16 protein-coding genes are annotated in these 14137 nt (G+C 61.8%); 11 read left to right on the forward strand and 5 right to left on the reverse strand.

Features of this window, described 5'->3' with window-relative positions; translation table 11 throughout:
• Window positions 1-104 precede the first annotated feature (104 nt).
• From AN189_RS07900 to AN189_RS07930, 7 genes are all read left to right on the forward strand, one after another.
• The gene (locus AN189_RS07900) at window positions 105-539 is read left to right on the forward strand and encodes a hypothetical protein (RefSeq protein WP_056033721.1); all 435 of its coding nucleotides are present in this window, start codon (window positions 105-107) and stop codon (window positions 537-539) included.
• Window positions 536-1186 (forward strand): MotA/TolQ/ExbB proton channel family protein, encoded by a 651-nt coding sequence (locus AN189_RS07905; protein WP_056033724.1) that lies wholly within the window; start codon window positions 536-538, stop codon window positions 1184-1186. Before AN189_RS07900 ends, AN189_RS07905 begins: the two co-directional genes overlap by 4 nt.
• Window positions 1179-1559, forward strand: a complete 381-nt coding sequence (locus tag AN189_RS07910; RefSeq protein WP_172794883.1) for a biopolymer transporter ExbD — start codon at window positions 1179-1181, stop codon at window positions 1557-1559. Before AN189_RS07905 ends, AN189_RS07910 begins: the two co-directional genes overlap by 8 nt.
• Window positions 1556-1942, forward strand: a complete 387-nt coding sequence (locus tag AN189_RS07915) for a biopolymer transporter ExbD (protein WP_056033727.1) — start codon at window positions 1556-1558, stop codon at window positions 1940-1942. The genes AN189_RS07910 and AN189_RS07915 overlap by 4 nt, the downstream gene beginning before the upstream one ends.
• On the forward strand, window positions 1939-2739 hold the full coding sequence (locus AN189_RS07920; RefSeq protein ID WP_056033730.1) for an energy transducer TonB: 801 nt from the start codon (window positions 1939-1941) through the stop codon (window positions 2737-2739). Before AN189_RS07915 ends, AN189_RS07920 begins: the two co-directional genes overlap by 4 nt.
• Window positions 2740-2876: 137 nt before the next feature.
• Entirely contained in the window at window positions 2877-3773 is an 897-nt protein-coding gene (locus AN189_RS07925) for an MBL fold metallo-hydrolase (protein ID WP_216597733.1), read from the forward strand.
• A gap of 87 nt (window positions 3774-3860) precedes the next feature.
• On the forward strand, window positions 3861-4487 hold the full coding sequence (locus AN189_RS07930) for a protocatechuate 3,4-dioxygenase (RefSeq protein ID WP_056033732.1): 627 nt from the start codon (window positions 3861-3863) through the stop codon (window positions 4485-4487).
• 72 nt (window positions 4488-4559) lie between these two features.
• Here the strand turns inward: AN189_RS07930 and AN189_RS07935 are convergent, their stop codons facing one another.
• On the reverse strand, window positions 4560-5075 hold the full coding sequence (locus tag AN189_RS07935) for a hypothetical protein (protein ID WP_157057424.1): 516 nt from the start codon (window positions 5073-5075) through the stop codon (window positions 4560-4562).
• Window positions 5076-5357: 282 nt separating this feature from the next.
• On the opposite strand from AN189_RS07935, the gene AN189_RS07940 reads away from it, so the two are divergent.
• On the forward strand, window positions 5358-6380 hold the full coding sequence (locus AN189_RS07940; protein WP_157057425.1) for a TRAP transporter substrate-binding protein: 1023 nt from the start codon (window positions 5358-5360) through the stop codon (window positions 6378-6380).
• Between the two features lie 201 nt (window positions 6381-6581).
• On the opposite strand, the gene AN189_RS07945 is transcribed toward AN189_RS07940, so the two are convergent.
• Genes AN189_RS07945 through AN189_RS07960 form a run of 4 tightly spaced genes read right to left on the reverse strand, consistent with a single transcriptional unit; the run spans window position 6582 to window position 10647 of the window.
• A complete protein-coding gene (locus AN189_RS07945; protein WP_056033741.1) occupies window positions 6582-8510 on the reverse strand; it encodes a TRAP transporter large permease subunit in 1929 nt (642 codons plus the stop codon).
• A complete protein-coding gene (locus AN189_RS07950; protein WP_056033744.1) occupies window positions 8503-9306 on the reverse strand; it encodes a cyclase family protein in 804 nt (267 codons plus the stop codon). The genes AN189_RS07945 and AN189_RS07950 overlap by 8 nt, the downstream gene beginning before the upstream one ends.
• A 37-nt stretch (window positions 9307-9343) precedes the next feature.
• Entirely contained in the window at window positions 9344-9691 is a 348-nt protein-coding gene (locus AN189_RS07955; protein ID WP_056033747.1) for a Rieske (2Fe-2S) protein, read from the reverse strand.
• Window positions 9688-10647, reverse strand: coding sequence for a VOC family protein (locus AN189_RS07960; protein WP_056033749.1), 960 nt, complete (start codon window positions 10645-10647; stop codon window positions 9688-9690). Before AN189_RS07960 ends, AN189_RS07955 begins: the two co-directional genes overlap by 4 nt.
• A gap of 150 nt (window positions 10648-10797) precedes the next feature.
• Here AN189_RS07960 and AN189_RS07965 point away from each other — a divergent pair, with 150 nt between their 5' ends.
• From AN189_RS07965 to AN189_RS07975, 3 genes are all read left to right on the forward strand, one after another.
• On the forward strand, window positions 10798-11709 hold the full coding sequence (locus tag AN189_RS07965; protein ID WP_056033752.1) for a LysR family transcriptional regulator: 912 nt from the start codon (window positions 10798-10800) through the stop codon (window positions 11707-11709).
• 87 nt (window positions 11710-11796) lie between these two features.
• Complete coding sequence (locus tag AN189_RS07970) at window positions 11797-12918, forward strand: FAD-dependent monooxygenase (RefSeq protein WP_056033754.1); 1122 nt, start codon at window positions 11797-11799, stop codon at window positions 12916-12918.
• A 36-nt stretch (window positions 12919-12954) separates the two neighbouring features.
• Entirely contained in the window at window positions 12955-14115 is a 1161-nt protein-coding gene (locus tag AN189_RS07975; RefSeq protein ID WP_056033757.1) for a S9 family peptidase, read from the forward strand.
• The last annotated feature ends 22 nt before the right edge of the window (window positions 14116-14137 follow it).

Here is a 14137-nt window from a genome sequence, read left to right on the forward strand (position 1 = left end):
TAATCAGGTATTGAATAGCGCCCTGCTGGATGGTAGCACCCCGCCATCCAGCCAGGGACCCTGTCCCCAGCCAGATCTCCCACAGGACATCAAAGGCTGGAACCATGCGCAATCCGAACCTTCATCGTGCCGTCATCTGTCTGGCGGCCTGCACGCTGGGCACTGCCGCCCTGTCACAAGACAACGCAGGCGGCCACGTCGCAATCGAACTGAATGCCGTGCAGCCGGTCGACACGGCCTGCCAGATCAGTTTCGTGGTTAAAAATTCCCATGCCGCTGACATTGATCAGGCGGTCTTCGAGGCTGTCTTGTTCGATACTGACGGGCGCGTTGCACAGATGACGCTGTTCGATTTCGGAACCCTGCCCGCCGACCGCCCCCGCGTGCGACAGTTCGTGGTGCCCGGTCTGGCCTGCCCGTCGCTTGGGCGTTTGCTGATCAACGGGGCCGAAACCTGCACCGGTGACGCCCTGCCAGCGGGCGCTTGTGAAACCGGGCTTGCGCTGCACAGCCGCACGGACATCGAGGTGCTGGGATGATCACGCATCTGCTCGATACGCTGCAACGCATCGCAGCCCTTGGCGGACCTGTCGTCTTGTTGCTTGGCGCTCTTTCGGTGCTGGTGGTCGCGGTTCTGATCTACAAACTGTGGCAGTTCAACGCAGCCGGCGTCGGCCGTCATCAGTCAGTGCGGCGTGCCATCGCCGCATGGGACGCTGGCGACACAACCGCAGCGCGGGATCATCTGGCACAGTCGCGCAGCTATCTGGTGCCGGTCCTGTCCCTTGCCTTTGACGGTCAGACCGACGCTGCCCGTCTCGAGGCCGAGGCCGAAACCCGCTTCGCCCGTCTTGAGGGTGGGTTCCGTTTTCTGGACACGGTGGCACAGCTTGCCCCGCTGTTGGGGTTGTTCGGGACCGTTCTGGGGATGATTTCCGCGTTCCAGGCGTTGCAGGACGCGGGCAGCCAGGTCGACCCTGCGATCCTTGCAGGGGGCATCTGGGTCGCGCTGCTGACAACGGCGGTTGGTCTGGCTGTTGCGATGCCGACCTCGGTCATTCTTGGCTGGTTCGAATCCCGCATGGATGCCGACCGGGTTCTGACGCAACAGGCGCTGCGCACGGCACGTTCGCCCCTGGAACGCGGCCCGCAACACATCCCGCAAGGCACACTTGCCCATGCGTAGCATGCGGCGCAGGCGCAGATTGTCACTGACGTCATTGATCGACGTGATCTTTCTGCTGCTCCTCTTTTTCATGCTGTCTTCGACCTTTTCCCAGTTTGCCGAGGTCGAATTTGCATCCGCCCGATCAGGCGGCGCCGCGTCGGACACGCGTCCGGTCTTTTTGTCGCTGGACGCCGATGTGCTGCGCCTGAACGGAACCGCGACGGCATTTGACGCCATCGCGGCCGCGCTGGACGGACACCGGTCGGGTGCGGACCCTGTCGTCGTGCTGATTGCGGCGGCACCCGATGTCACCGCACAACGGCTGACCGATCTTCTGGTGACGCTTCGGGACGTATCGGGCGTCACCGTCACCGTCCTGGAGCCAGCATGAGACGACGTAGCCCCCGGTCCGAACGCGAACCCACCATCGCATTGATCAACATCGTTTTCCTGATGCTCATCTTCTTTCTGGTGGCGGGAACGGTTGCAGCGCCCCTGGACCGAGACCTGCGGCTGGTCAACACGACCGATCTCGCAAGGAGCGCCCCTGCAGATGCGCTGGTGTTGCACGCAGACGGGCGGATGATCCATCAGGGGACCGAGATCGCGTCAGTGGCCGACTACCTGGCCACTTTGACCGACGATCAACGCGCCCGTGTCAGGATCGTGCCGGACCGGAACCTGCCCGCAGCGACACTCGTCACGCAGGGCCGGGCCTTGCGCGCGGGTGGTGCCGAACGGGTCGTGATCGTCACCGAAAGGGGGCTGGAATGATCCGTCGCGCGACATCCGTCAAACTGGCGGCCCTGACTGCCGCGCTGCTCTTGCATGCAGGATTGGCGGTGACAGTATCCACACGGCCCACTGTCCAGACGACGGGTGGGACCGGTGCAGCAGAGGTCAGTTTGGGCAATGCCTTTGCCGATATGACCGCAGGCACGCTGCACAGCACGCGTCCCGTTGCGGCAGCACCCGTCACACCGGTTGCGCCCGCGGCGCGCCCTGCCACGTCGCAGGCGCAACCGACCGCCGCGATGCCAGCGTCACCGTCCGCCCCGCTACAGCCGTCACCCACCACCGCGCGCGTCACGGCGCAGGCAACCGACAGTGCTGCGGTGGCACGCACGCCGCGTCCACCGCAACGCAGCGCCGCTTTCGAGGAAACCCATAGCGCCAGACCACAGCCAGCCCCGGCTGCCGCCCCACAGGGCAACGCGGCAAACAGCACGCAGGCGGGTGCCGCGACAGGTACACGGTCCGCAACCGCCCGCCAAAGCGGGACCGAAGGCACGGCCCCGGCCGCGGGAAACGCGGCGGCCAGCAATTACCCCGGTCAGGTCATGCGCAGATTGTCACGCGCCGGCAGACCGCGCGTCAACGCTCGCGGCACCGCTGTCGTGGCCTTTAGCGTGGGCGCACAGGGCCAGGTCGCGACCGTCGCCCTCGCGCGTAGTTCGGGATCAGCAGCACTGGACGAAGCCGCGGTCAGGCTAGTGCAGAATGTCGGATCGTTCCCGATACCGCCCGCGGGGGCGCAGCGCAGTTTTTCCGTCCAGATCCAGGGCCGCTGACGCCACAGCCACATGCACGCTGACATGGACCCCCCCGATAGGCGGCATTGCGGAAATCAATTTCCGGGGATCCTACGCAGGACCTAGGGTCGCAGAAACCACCGGAGCGACGCCGGTGAAACTTTGGGGGATTTGCGATGTATCCAACGTCATGCGTCATCACGCTTGGCACCGCAGGCGGGCCCATGCAGAACCCGGCGCGCGCGCAACCGGCCCATGTTTTCATGCATGGCACACAGCCCATTCTGATTGACTGCGGCGAGGCGGCGATGGGCCAGTTGAAACGGGCCGGGATCGAATTTCGCGACGTGCACCACATTTTTCTGACGCACCATCACTTTGACCATATCGGCAGCCTGTTTGCCTGTCTTGGGCTGAACATGATGACCCAGCGCCGCCAGCCCCTGACGATCTACGGGCCGCCCGGCACCCGATCGATCGTCGAAGGATTGTGCGCGGCCTGCGATGTCCCAAATGCCATCGGCTTTGGCATTCCGGGCCAGCAGTTGCCGCATCCGCGCGATTTTACACAGGTGCGCGAAATCACCCCCGCCGATGCGGTCACCCTCGATGATCTGACCGTCACCTGCTGCGAAAACACCCACTACCGGACAGAGGACGCGTTTGGGCAAGACGGGCATCTGTCATTGTCGCTGCGGTTCACCCGGCCAGAGCGCAGCGTCGTGTTCACGGGCGATACAGGCCCGTGCCGCGCGCTGGAAACGCTGGCCCAGGGGGCCGATCTGATCGTGGGTGAAATGATGGACCTCGACGTCACCATGAAGCGCATCCGCGCCATGAACGAAGGCATGCCAGAGGATCGCATCCAGATGATCAGGGACCACCTGTCCAAACACCACATCAACGCCGCGGATCTGGGCCAGCTGGCCGCAACCGCCGGGGCACGGGCCGTGGTCGCGGTGCTTTTCCCGCCCGGCATTGCCACCCCCGACACCGCTCAAGTCTATGTCGATCGCGTGGGCAAGGTGTTTGCCGGCACATTTTCCATCGGTCAGGATCTTGCGGTCCATTAGGCGGCACGCCGCCAACGCCGGGCAAGCGGCGCTTGTGCATGGCGGATCTGGGACCATCTCTTTGCCACACACCATGAAAGGCATCACATGCAGACACCGTTTTTCAACCGGCGCAGCGCCATCGGACGCACTCTGGCCGCCTGTGCTGCCGTCGTCACGGGTACGCGCGCCAGCGCAGATAGCCTGACACCGCCCGCCACCGAAGGTCCGTTCTACCCCACGCCCGCCATGCGGATGCCGGATGTGGACAACGACCTGGTCAAGGTCATGGGGCTGGTGCAAGAGGCCGGGGGCGAGGTCATCACTCTGCGCGGACGCGTGCTGGACGCGGATGGTGGCCCCCTGCCCGGCCTGCGCGTCGAAATCTGGCAATGCGACGTGAACGGCAAATACATGCACCCCGGTGACCGCCGTGACATCGCCTATGACACCGGGTTCCAGGGCTTTGGCCACGATATCACAGGCGACGACGGGGCCTACAGTTTCCGCACCATCCGGCCGACAGAATACCCCGGCCGTACCCCCCATATCCACGTCAAGGTTTTCGACGACGGGGCGGAACTGCTGACCACACAATTCTATCTGCCCGATCATCCCGCAAATGCCCGCGACAGGATCTACAACCAGCTGTCTGACGCGGAAAAGACACAAGTGACGATGTTCATGACCGACGGCGCTGACGGTCCTGAAACCACGGTCGATATCGTCGTCTGAGCCCGGATTTTCCCATAAAAAAAAAGCCCGCCCTGTGATCAGGGCGGGCCTGTCCTGCAGTGTCGCAGAATATCAGTTTTCGATGATCACGACTTCGACCACACCTTCGGCCACGCGTGTGATTTCATTCGTGCCTTCGGAAATGCCGGTGTCGTACAGGTCCAGCTGGATCGTGCCGTCACCCATGGCAATATCGTAGACGCCGCTGACGATGGTATCGGCACCATCGGCATAATCCAGTTTGGCATAGAACCGCAGCGTGTTGGATTCGATGAACATATCCGCGCTCCCGGTTTCACCCGGGGCAAACCAGACCTCGGGCGGACCGGACGTGCCGAACACCGGACCCGCCACACCGGCCCCGACTTTGCCGTTCATCGGGCGCGGGTCGCCCTCGAGTGCGACACCCTTGAACTCCTCGGACAGGCCGCCGTCCGCAAACAGAAGCGGATCGGATAAGGCTGAATCGAGAACGATCAGCGGTGCCATGTCGAATTCGGAATTGTTGGTTACCGTGAATTTGTAATCCTGAGCGATGGCGGGCATCGCGAACACGGCAGCAGCCGCGGTGATATAGGCAAGCTTCATATGGTTCTCCTCCTGCACGCGGGCTTCACTCCTGACCGCCAGACCGATGGCCCTCCTCCCGCATGTGATGAGAAGCTAGGCAGATGTGGTGCATTCCAAAAACGAAATTGATTAATACATCCCATTGATAACATGGAAAAATAGGGGCGCAGTTTTACGGTTCAATCCATTGATGAAATGAATGCAATAGATTGAATCAATCCAATACTGAAACATCTGCATCCCGGCTATCATGCAAACCGACGGCCACCAGTGGTCCTTTTTTGTTTTTGGGAGGAAACGATGCGTAAGAAACTAACAGCCATGTGTCTGGCCGGGATGACGGCCCTGACGCCTGTAGCCTCTGCCGCCGAAACACTGACATTCGGCACCGGCAATGTGGTCATTCACCCGCTGAATGAACGGATCATGACCCCCTGGGCGGAACGTGTGAACGCGTCCGCTGATGGCGCGGTCGAGATCGTGGTGCGTCACGGGCAAATGCTGGTGAACGCCGACAACTACATGGATCGCGTGACCGACGACGTCGTGCAGATCGCATTCGGAATGCTGGTGTTCAACCCTGGCCGCTTCCCCCGTGCGCTGGTTTCGACCATTCCGCTGATCGAAGGCTCTGCAGAGGCATCCGCGATGGCGTTCTGTTCGATGTACGAGGCGGGCGCATTCGACGCAGAACTGGGCGATCTTGTACCGCTGTTCTTTGTTCCGTTTCCGCAATCATCGGCCCATCTGAACGGCGCGCCCCTGACCAGCCTGTCAGACCTGGAAGGCAAGAAGATCATGGTCGGCAGCCCGACCACATCGCAGATCGTGTCAGCCTATGGCGGCACGCCATTGTCGATCATCCTGCCCGAACATTACCAATCCATGCAGCGCGGCACGGCAGACGGCAGTTTCATGACCTTTACCGCCTTCCCCGCGTTCCGGCTGGACGAGGTGACGACCGACCACTTGAAACTGCCCTTGGGCGGGGCGACTGGCATGGTGTTCATGGACCGCGCCCGCTTTGAAGCCCTGCCTGACGCGGCGCGGGCCGTTCTGGATGCCAATTCCGGCTGTGCAGTGACCCGCGAAGTCGGCGCCGAAGTCGACCGCTGGGAGGCGGATTCCCAAGCCTACGTCGAGGCCAAGGGCAGCCATACGATCAATCAGATCGCCCCGGCAGAGCTTGAGACGTTGCGCGCTGATCTGGGCGAACAGCTGTTTGCGTCATTCATCGACCGGGCACCCGATGGTCAGGTCATCCTAGATCAGTGGATGGCCGCGATGGCGGCCGCGCGCCGCGAGCTTGGCGAAATCGACTGACCCTGGGGTTCATTTCAACACATCAGCCGACCGGATCGCTCCGGTCGGCTTTTTCGTGCGCACATGACGGTGCAGATCAGGGCAACATCGCAGGACCAAACCGGACAGACGCCCCCTGCAATTACCCTGTTTGCGCGATGCAAAACGGGGCGCAGCCAACGGGCTGCGCCCCGCAAACGCGATGTAGAGGATGGCATCGCGCTATTGCATGGTCGAAGGCAGCCACAAAGACAGTGCCGGGATGGAAACGATCAGGACGATCTTGACGAAATCCGCGCAGATGAATGGCAAGATACCGCGCATGACCGTGCCCAGACGCGTATCGGGATCGATACTCTTGATGATGAACAGGTTCATGCCGAACGGCGGTGTGATCATGCCGATTTCCACCACCACCAGCATCAGCACGCCCCAGAACAACATGTCATAACCCAGATCCAGGATGATCGGTGTCACGACCGGCAATGTGATGATCATCACGCCAAAGCTGTCCATGATCGATCCCAACAGCAGATAGATGATGATCAGCAGCGTCAGGATCAGCACCGGCCGCGCGTCGATGCTGGCGATCCATGCGCTGACCATGTCGGGCGCACCGCCAAGGTTGATGAAAAACGCGAACATCAAACCGCCAAAGATCAGTGAATAGATCATCGCGGTGGTCGCCGTCGTTTCCGCAAAGACCCGCAGGATACTGTCGCGGGTCAGACGCCCCCGCGCGATCGTGATGCCAAAGGCGCTGATCGCCCCGACGGCAGCACTTTCGATTGCGGTGAACACGCCACCATATAGACCGCCGATCACGATGGCGAACATCACGACCACGGGCAAAGACCCCTTGATCGCGGGCCACAGGTCAGCCCCGCTGTCCACATCGGCGGCAGGCGCGGCATCCGGGTTCAGGCGCACAGTGACGAATACGGCAGCAAAATAAAGCAAGATCGCAACAAGCGCCGGGATCATCGCCGCCACGAACAGATCCCCGATCGAGGTTTCGGTCAGCAGGGCAAACAGGATGATCACGCCCGATGGCGGGACCAATGCACCAAGGGTGCCCCCCGCTGCAACGCTGGCGGTGGACAAGGTCGGCGCATACCCCGCCTTTTTCATGGCAGGCAGCGCCATGCGGCCAAAGGTGGCAGAGGTCGCGATGGAATTACCCGACACCGCCCCGAACCCCGCACAGCCGGCAATCGTGGCATAGGCCAGCCCGCCCTTGAACCGGCCCAACAGCGCCTGTCCCAGCCGGAACAAATCATCCGAAACCCCGGCGGCAACCGAAAACGCCCCCATGATCAGGAACATCGGCAGGGTCGCTACCTGTTCATTGCGCAGGAACGATGCGGCATCGCCTGCGAATGTATTCATCGCGGCCCCCCCGCCGATGACCGCAAGTGCGCCGCCAATGCCGATCAGTGCCGTGACCGTCGCCAGCGGCATCTGTGCCAGAACCGCCAGCCAGAGGATCACGAATCCGGTGATGGTGGCCGTGCCGGGGTTCATCAGGACAAATGTGGCGTAGCTGTCAAAGGCGAACACGGCCCAGCCACCGATCCCGATCGTCGACACAAGGAACAATCCAACCACCAGCAACACCACGACATGCGACCTTTGCCCGGCAGATTGCGCACGTGCGAGGGCGAAATCCTCGAGCGTGTTCAGCACCTGCACCAAGGCTGCCGCAGCCATCGCCACGGCAATCGCAAAATAGACCGGGGCCAGCGGCAGTTGCAGCAGCGCAGAGGCGCGGCCCTGATCGTCATAGCGGATCGCAAGCCCGAACAGGCTCCATGCCAGAATGCCGAAAAACAGCCCCAGCATCACTGAACCAAGGCATTGCAACCATGCCGTCAGACGCGGACTGGTCAGATGCGCCAACAGGTCGATCCTGAGGTTGACGCGGTTTGCCGCACCCGCAGGCAAGGTCAGTGCAATCGCAACTGCAAAAATTGCGGACATGACTTCGTTCAGTGCGAAAACCGAGACGCCGAACAGCCAGCGTCCCAGCACGTCGATCACGATGGTCAGCGCACCCAGAAGCGCAGCGCCGATCGAAATCACGGAAATGACGCCCGTGATCTTTTTCACGCGGATCTGGCCGGGCAGAACGTTGGTTGCGACACTAGTCATGATCCATGTCTCCTGCCTGTGACGGACCATCGATGATGGCGACCGGGCGGCACCAACCCGCCGAACCGCCCGCGACCTTGACCGGCAATGCGATCACATCGAAACCGGTTCCGGGCAGCATGTCGAGATTGGCCAGCTTTTCCATGTGGCAATAGACCGTATCGGCCCCGGCCTTGTGGCCTTCCCAGAAAATCGACCAATCGCCTGTTTCACGGGCGCGCGCGGCCTGTCCCATCAGGGGTGGGTCCCAACTCCAGGCATCGGTGCCGCAGACCTTGACGCCGCGGGCCGTCAGATAAAGCGTCGCCTCGCGCCCCATGCCACAGCCCGTGCCGACATAGTCGGGATGACCATAGCGCGCGCCCGCAGCCGTGTTGACCAGCACGATGTCACCGGGCGCAAGCGTATGATTGATGCGGGCGAGTTCGGCCGCGACCTCTGCGGCGGTGATCGTGTGGCCATTGGGGCGGTCACGGAAATCAAGCTTTACCCCGCGACCAAAGCACCATTCCAGCGGCACCTCATCGATGGTGATCGCGCGTTTGCCGCCGTCCATCGTCGGGTGATAGTGCCAGGGCGCATCCATATGCGTGCCGTTATGCGTGGTCAGCTGGCAGCGTTCGACCGCAGCACCGGCCCCGTCACGCAGCGCGCCATCCGGCAGGCCGAACATGGCGCTGAATTCGGCCGCACCCGCACTGTGATCGACATGGGTGATCTGGGGGCCAAGCCCCGGCGGATCACTGGGCACGGCGTCCGTCAGGCTGACCGCAAGGTCGATGATCTGTCTGGCCATCTTGTCACTCCTCCCAAAGTGCCGCAGCGGGTGCGGATTAATGTGGCGGCTCGGTAAAAACATGGCCCTCGCGGACACGCACCGCGATCGGTCGCAAGGATTGGCCAATGCAGGGTCCGATTTCGCATTTGCCATCCGTGATGCGAAACAGCGCGCCATGTGACGCGCACATGATCCGGTCGCCGGGACCGTTCAGGAACGCGTCCTTTTTCCAGCCCAATCGGGCGCGGTCATAGTGCGGGCAATTGTTCACATAGCCGTAAACCTGCCCGCCCTGCCGCACCACAAAGGCCTGATGCTGACCCCGGGCGTTGGGCCAGATGCCCCGCGAGCCACCGTCGGGGATATCGGCCAGCGCGCACACGGCCTGCATGGCGGCTGTCATGGACCCTCGGGGGCCGTTCCGGCTTTGGTTCCGCCCGCGGGCGGCGGCCCACCTGGTGCCCATTTTTCGACATTCTCGAACAGGAACAGCTGGGCAGCCTCCTTGTCCATCGGCACTTCGCGTTCGATCCATGCGCCGTCGTGCATGTCCATATCCGCATCATACTCGACATGCGTCCCCAAAGGAGAGCTGAAGTACCAGAACCAGTTGGACCCGAACTTGTGCCGACCCGGCCCCCAAAAGCTTTCGTAGCCTTTCTGGACCATGCGGCTGCCCGCCAGCATCAATTCGGTGGGGCCCTGCATGTGGAACGCCAGATGTTCGATCCCCTGCATGTAGGCCGGGGTCTGGATCATGAACAACACGTGGTGATCATTGTTGGCCTGCGGACGCAGGAACGGTCCGGTGTTGGTGAATTTGTCGGTCACGACAAAGCCCAGCCGGTCGATATAGAAATTCGCCATCAGGTCCATGTCGGGCACGAAATAGACGATATGGCTCAATGTGCGCGGCTTGGCCTCGGCGTCCTGGTTGGCACCGATTGCGTTCATGGCGCGGCCGGGTGCGGCACCGGGCGAATTGATCAGCTCTGCCGGCAGGTCCAGCTTGACCCGGTGGCTGATGCGAAACGCGATTTCAAAACCGGCGTCATCCTTGCAGCGCAACATGCCACTGTCGTCCTTGATGACCGGACGGTCGGTGCCCAGCTCGGCCTCAATCGCATCGAGCGTGGCCTGATCCTCGACGCCCCAGATGGTCAGACGCAATAGACTGGCCGTCGGCAGCGGCGGCGGCAGATCGGCGTCGTCCTTGGCGCGCAGCGTGATGGCCGTCTTGTCCAGCGCCTCGAACCGGCCATCCCCGGCGGACGTCAGGCCGTAATCCGTCAGGAACGCAGTGGATGCATCCAGATTGTCGACCCCAAAAACCAGCTCGTCCGGCCCGATGATACGCATGTCGTTGATCCCTCTCCTCGTTGACCTCAACCTAGCCAAACCGCGTGCATCCATGAAATTGTAAGATTGAATAAGATGCATTGACTGCGTAAATGTCATGCGGCGGCTGTCACCAGCCCGCACGGATTGTTTTCGACCCGAGGATTGCGCATGCGTTTCAAGAAACTGGATTTGAACCTGTTGGTCGCCCTCGATCACATGCTGGAACTGCGGTCGGTGTCGGCTGCGGCAGACCGGATGTTCATGAGCCAGTCTGCCATGTCCAACGCGTTGAATCGCTTGCGCGATTATTTCAATGACCCACTCTTGGTGCAGGTGGGACGCCGCATGGAAATCACGCCGCGCGCGGAATCCATGCGCCCCGCGATCCGCGACATTCTGGTGCGGGTCGAGGCAACGATCGAATCACAGCCTGAATTCCGTCCGGCCGAATCCGACCGCACGTTCAACATCTTGCTGTCGGATTACACGATGCGGGTGCTGATGCCGCGCGTTCTGCGATTGCTGAACGAACAGGATGCGACCGTGAAAATGAATTTTCGTGCACAGACCGATTTGCCGGAAACCCTTCTGGACAAGGGCGAAATCGATCTGTTGGTGACGCCAGAGGCGTTCAGTTCGGACAATCACCCCGCATCGCTCTTGTACGAGGACGATTACGTCATCGTCGCATGGGCACAGGGCAAACACGGCAGAACCCCCGTTGATCTCGACACTTATCAGGCTGCATCCCATGCCGTCATGGTGCCCCCGAACGCGGCCAAGTCACTGGAAACCGCCATGCTGGCCAAGGCCGGCGTGAAACGGCAGATCGACGTTCAGACCTTTTCGTTTTCGGTTCTGCCGCACCTCATCACCGGGACAGACCGCATCGCGACCGTGCACCGCAGGCTTGCGCGGTTGATGGCGCCGCAGGCAGAGCTGGTCATCTCGCCCTGTCCCGTGGCCTTGCCGTTGCTGCGGCAGATGTTGCAATGGCACGCCTATCGGGAAAATGACCCAGGTATCATCTGGCTGCGCGACGTCATGACCCGTGCAGCGGCATCACTCCCGACGCATTGATCCTGTCGATAGGTTTGATTGCATCTTTCAATTTTCAAAATGGTATCCTGCTGCTTAACCTGCCCTCGCAAGGGGAGGAATGCGCATATGGACATCGGCTCGGCACTTATCATCGGCGGGGGTATCGGCGGTTTGACGGCGGGGATTGCGCTGCGGCAGCGCGGCATTCCGGTCGAGATCATCGAACGCGACCCCGACTGGACGGTCTACGGCGTGGGTATCATCCAGCAGATGAATGTCATCCGCGCGATGAAGGAACTGGGCGTTCTGGACGACTACCTTGCACGATCCTACGGATTTGACAGCACCACGATCTATGTAGGTCCGGGCGGCGTGCAGGACGCGCATTTCAACACCCCCAAACTGGCAGGGCCGGATTATCCGTCCAACGCAGGCATTCGCCGCACGGATTTGCAAAAGGTGCTGGCAGGCGGGGCAGAACGGGCCGGCGCAAAGGTCCGGCTGGGGCTGACCGTCACCGACATGCAGGACGACGGCACCGGCGTGGATGTCACCTTTTCCGACGGCAGCACGGGCCGCTATGACGTGGTGATCGGCGCGGACGGGGTGTTTTCTGCCACGCGTCAGGCCATTTTGCCCGACGCGCCCAAGCCACATTATACCGGCCAATGGGTCTGGCGCTACAACCTGCCCCGCCCGGCCCATGTCGATGGCATCCAGATTTTCGCAGGCCCGTTCAACGGTGGCTTTGTCCCGATGACCGAGGACCTGATGTATATCTTTCTGCTCAGCACCGAACCAACGACCGATTTCATGCCGGTCGCGGGTGCGGCGGCGGCGATGCGCGACCGGGCCACGATGGTGCCGCCCCAGTTTGCGGCCATTCTGGACCAGATTACCGATGACGCGGGCGTCGTCGCGCGTCCGCTGGAAACCATCATGCTGGACGGCGACTGGCACAAGGGGCGCATCGGCCTGATCGGTGATGCGGTCCATGCGTCCACCCCGCATCTGGCACAGGGGGCCGGCATGGCCATCGAGGACGGCCTTGTGCTGGCAGACGAACTGACAAAGGCCAAATCCGTTGATGAAGCCTTTGCAGCCTACCGCGCCCGCCGGATGCCGCGCGTCGCCCATGTGGCCAAGAATTCTGTCCGCATCGGTGAAATGCAGATGGGCAAGATCCCACCCTTCAACGTCGGGGAACTGACGGGCCAGACCATCGGCCTGATGTGTCAGCCGATCTGAACCGACCTGTTATCCGACTGAAAAGGACCGCCTGATATGGCTTTGTTTGAATATTTCCCCAATTACGTGTGGAATCTGTCTGTCTCCATTGCCATGGCCAGTGGTGCAGAAATTGGGGAAATCATGGACATGTGCCAGCCCCTGCTGGCCAAGGCCGAAGCTGGCGAAGACGCTGGTACCGTTGAATTCATGCAAGAATGGATGAAGATGGCCGACAAGCTGGTGGCCCTCGCCGAAGAGGACGAGGCCAAGGGCCGCCTGCTGTCGGCGGGTCCAAAACGCCAGCGCGCCGCATTGTATTATCTGACGGCGGAACGGATGCAGGCCCACGGCAGTGAAAACCGCCTTGCCACGTTCAAAAAAGGCATCGCGAACTTTTTGCGCGGCACGTCACAGGCGGGTGAAACCGTCACCCGGGTCGAGGTCCCCTACGGCGACACCACGCTGGCAGCGCTGTTCACCCCGGCCGAGGGCGTCGAAGGCCCCGCGCCCTGCGTCGTTTATCTGAACGGTTTGGACAGCAACAAAGAGCTGCTCTACTGGTCCCGCCTGCCCCAAGAGCTTGCGAAACGGGGGGTCGCATCGCTATGCGTCGACCAACCCGGCACCGGCGAAAGCCTGCGCCTGCAAGGCCTGCCCGCCACATGGAAATCAGAGGACTGGGGCACACCGGTCTATGACTACCTCGATGCGCGCGACGATATCGACAGCGCCCGCATCGGGATCACGGGCATTTCGTTGGGGGGCTATTATGCGCCGCGTGTCTGCGCGAACGAACCGCGCTACGCCTCTGGTGCGGTCTGGGGGGCGAACCACAACTGGGCCGAGGTCCAGCAGAAACGGATCAACCGCGAAGGCGAAAACCCCGTGCCGCACTACTGGAAACACGTGCATTGGGTGTTCGGTGCCAAGGACCAGGCGGATTTCATCGCCAAGTCAGCGGGCATGAACCTGAATGGCCAGATGGAAAAGATCAAAGTGCCGTTTCTGGTGACGCACGGCGAATTCGACCGCCAGATCGCATTGGATTACGCGCATCAAAGCTATGACCAGCTGGTCAATTCACCCCGCCGCGCGCTGAAGATCTTTACCCCGCGCGAGGGGGGCGTCGAACACGTCGGGGCCGACAACATGAGCTTTGGCCGTCACTACATCGCCGATTGGTTCGCCGAAACGCTGGGCGGACGGCTGGCGTGATGGCCCCCGACACATGCAAAAG

The organism is Loktanella sp. 3ANDIMAR09, assembly GCF_001420005.1.
Lineage (GTDB): Bacteria > Pseudomonadota > Alphaproteobacteria > Rhodobacterales > Rhodobacteraceae > Loktanella.

What these genes read in the sequence shown, in the direction of transcription:
- AN189_RS07900 (WP_056033721.1), top strand. Translation starts at nt 105, where the DNA reads ATGCGCAATCCGAACCTTCATCGTGCCGTCATCTGTCTGGCGGCCTGC.
- AN189_RS07905 (WP_056033724.1), top strand. Translation starts at nt 536, where the DNA reads ATGATCACGCATCTGCTCGATACGCTGCAACGCATCGCAGCCCTTGGC.
- AN189_RS07910 (WP_172794883.1), top strand. Translation starts at nt 1,179, where the DNA reads ATGCGTAGCATGCGGCGCAGGCGCAGATTGTCACTGACGTCATTGATC.
- AN189_RS07915 (WP_056033727.1), top strand. Translation starts at nt 1,556, where the DNA reads ATGAGACGACGTAGCCCCCGGTCCGAACGCGAACCCACCATCGCATTG.
- AN189_RS07920 (WP_056033730.1), top strand. Translation starts at nt 1,939, where the DNA reads ATGATCCGTCGCGCGACATCCGTCAAACTGGCGGCCCTGACTGCCGCG.
- AN189_RS07925 (WP_216597733.1), top strand. Translation starts at nt 2,877, where the DNA reads ATGTATCCAACGTCATGCGTCATCACGCTTGGCACCGCAGGCGGGCCC.
- AN189_RS07930 (WP_056033732.1), top strand. Translation starts at nt 3,861, where the DNA reads ATGCAGACACCGTTTTTCAACCGGCGCAGCGCCATCGGACGCACTCTG.
- AN189_RS07935 (WP_157057424.1), bottom strand. Translation starts at nt 5,075, where the DNA reads ATGAAGCTTGCCTATATCACCGCGGCTGCTGCCGTGTTCGCGATGCCC.
- AN189_RS07940 (WP_157057425.1), top strand. Translation starts at nt 5,358, where the DNA reads ATGCGTAAGAAACTAACAGCCATGTGTCTGGCCGGGATGACGGCCCTG.
- AN189_RS07945 (WP_056033741.1), bottom strand. Translation starts at nt 8,510, where the DNA reads ATGACTAGTGTCGCAACCAACGTTCTGCCCGGCCAGATCCGCGTGAAA.
- AN189_RS07950 (WP_056033744.1), bottom strand. Translation starts at nt 9,306, where the DNA reads ATGGCCAGACAGATCATCGACCTTGCGGTCAGCCTGACGGACGCCGTG.
- AN189_RS07955 (WP_056033747.1), bottom strand. Translation starts at nt 9,691, where the DNA reads ATGACAGCCGCCATGCAGGCCGTGTGCGCGCTGGCCGATATCCCCGAC.
- AN189_RS07960 (WP_056033749.1), bottom strand. Translation starts at nt 10,647, where the DNA reads ATGCGTATCATCGGGCCGGACGAGCTGGTTTTTGGGGTCGACAATCTG.
- AN189_RS07965 (WP_056033752.1), top strand. Translation starts at nt 10,798, where the DNA reads ATGCGTTTCAAGAAACTGGATTTGAACCTGTTGGTCGCCCTCGATCAC.
- AN189_RS07970 (WP_056033754.1), top strand. Translation starts at nt 11,797, where the DNA reads ATGGACATCGGCTCGGCACTTATCATCGGCGGGGGTATCGGCGGTTTG.
- AN189_RS07975 (WP_056033757.1), top strand. Translation starts at nt 12,955, where the DNA reads ATGGCTTTGTTTGAATATTTCCCCAATTACGTGTGGAATCTGTCTGTC.